The organism is Haloarcula japonica DSM 6131, from assembly GCF_000336635.1.
GTDB lineage: Archaea > Halobacteriota > Halobacteria > Halobacteriales > Haloarculaceae > Haloarcula > Haloarcula japonica.
Genome location: NZ_AOLY01000013.1, coordinates 1 through 2,364 on the forward strand (window position 1 = coordinate 1; position 2,364 = coordinate 2,364).

General features: G+C 57.3%; 1 tRNA gene and 2 rRNA genes. All 3 read right to left on the bottom strand.

Annotated features, from left to right (window positions below):
* Positions 1-663: ribosomal RNA gene (locus tag C444_RS22525) — 23S ribosomal RNA — on the bottom strand; the annotation flags it as partial.
* Between the two features lie 382 nt (positions 664-1,045).
* Positions 1,046-1,117 (bottom strand) — tRNA-Ala (locus C444_RS07585).
* 105 nt (positions 1,118-1,222) lie between these two features.
* Positions 1,223-2,364 (bottom strand): 16S ribosomal RNA (locus C444_RS22530); the annotation flags it as partial.

The window sequence follows — 2,364 nt, forward strand, 5'->3', positions numbered from 1 at the left end:
GGACCTTGTATGCCCTGTCGCTCGATCGCCAACTGATTTCATGCTCTATTTCGCCTCCCTTCTGAGGGTACTTTGCAGCGTTCGTTCACACTACTTGTTCACTATCGGTCTCAGGTTGTGTTTAGCCTTCGCAGTCGATGCCTGCGTTATTCGCGAGGGATATCCAACCCCCGCTACTCTGGCACTACCGCACAGCGTACTGGTCTCGAGTACGGGGTTGTCACCCTGTATCACGCTCTGTTCCAAGAGACTTCGTCGAGACGGTCGGCTGATGAGAGGTAGCCCGGACACCACATTGCCCGTGAGGGCTTCGGTTTGGGCTGTATCGCGTTTACTCGCGGTTACTAACGACATCACGTTGCGTTTTCTGTTCCTCCCGATACTGAGATGTTTCAGTTCTCGGGGTTCCTCATTGCGCGAAGCAATTGTTAGAGAGATTCTCATTCGGAAATCNATCACGTTGCGTTTTCTGTTCCTCCCGATACTGAGATGTTTCAGTTCTCGGGGTTCCTCATTGCGCGAAGCAATTGTTAGAGAGATTCTCATTCGGAAATCTGTGGTTCTTCGCCTCCGTGCGGCTCCCCACAGCTTATCGCAGCTTGGCACGTCCTTCATCAGCGCCTGAGCCGAGCAATCCACCAGCTGGCATAGTAGCCAACGTCGTTGTGACTCGTTCNGCTTATCGCAGCTTGGCACGTCCTTCATCAGCGCCTGAGCCGAGCAATCCACCAGCTGGCATAGTAGCCAACGTCGTTGTGACTCGTTCAACTGAACGAGTCCAGTGGACGCCTGGATCGCACGTACACACGGTTTCATATTCGCCCCCAAGGTGGAGATGGTGGGCGAATCGACCCTTCCCAAGCTCGGTTTCACCCGGCTTGGTGCATCTGTCGTCGTANGTTTCATATTCGCCCCCAAGGTGGAGATGGTGGGCGAATCGACCCTTCCCAAGCTCGGTTTCACCCGGCTTGGTGCATCTGTCGTCGTACCATATCCCATCGCCGTCCCACACTTAAGGGGCACGGTTCGGGGCTGGCACGTCGTATGGACCCACTGGGATTTGAACCCAGGGCCTCCGCCTTGCAAAGGCGGCGCTCTCCCGCTGAGCTATGGGCCCGGCAGATCCGCACGGTTGTCAGCCCTGATAGTTCATAAGTGCCCGGTCGACGGAGTTCTCGAACACCGAAAGGTGGGTTGGGGCAAAGCCCCAATCCCGATCAGTAGGAGGTGATCCAGCCACAGATTCCTCTACGGCTACCTTGTTACGACTTAAGCCCCCTTGCGGAGCCCAGATTCGACCGTCGCATGACGGCCTCATCCGGACCCCACTCGGGTGCTTTGACGGGCGGTGTGTGCAAGGAGCAGGGACGTATTCACCGCGCGCTTCTGACACGCGATTACTACCGAATCCAGCTTCATGCGGGCGGGTTTCAGCCCGCAATCCGAACTACGACTCCGTTTGGAGATTAGCTTCGCCTCTCGGCGTTGCATCCCACTGTCAGAGCCATTGTAGCCCGCGTGTTGCCCGGTCCATTCGGGGCATACTGACCTACCGTTGCCCGTTCCTTCCTCCGCTTTAGCAGCGGCAGTCCTCCTAGTGTACCCAACTACCTCAAGGGTATTGCTGGCAACTAGAAGTGCGGGTCTCGCTCGTTGCCTGACTTAACAGGACGCCTCACGGTACGAGCTGACGGCGGCCATGCACCTCCTCTCAGTAGCGTCGGGTAAAGTCGTCAACCTGACCGTCATTACTACTGTCGGGACCGGTGAGATTTCCGGCGTTGAGTCCAATTAAACCGCAGGCTCCTCCGGTTGTGGTGCTCCCCCGCCAATTCCTTTAAGTTTCATCNCATTACTACTGTCGGGACCGGTGAGATTTCCGGCGTTGAGTCCAATTAAACCGCAGGCTCCTCCGGTTGTGGTGCTCCCCCGCCAATTCCTTTAAGTTTCATCCTTGCAGACGTACTTCCCAGGCGGCTCGCTTCTCGGCTTCCCTAGGGCGCAGCGCAGGCTCGTAGCCTACGGCACACCTAGCGAGCATCGTTTACAGCTAGGACTACCCGGGTATCTAATCCGGTTCGAGACCCTAGCTTTCGTCCCTCACCGTCGGGTCCGTCTTCCTGAGGTGGTTTCCCCATTGGTGGTCCGTCCAGGATTACAGGATTTCACTCCTACCCCGGACGTACCCCTCAGGTCTTCCGGCCCCAAGCCGGACAGTTTCCGCTGGACGCCGACGCGTTGAGCGCGTCGATTTCCCAACGGACTTGTCCGGCCGGCTACGGACGCTTTAGGCCCAATAATATCGGCCATCACTTGGACTGCCGGTATTACCGCGGCGGCTGGCACCGGTCTTGCCCAGTCCTT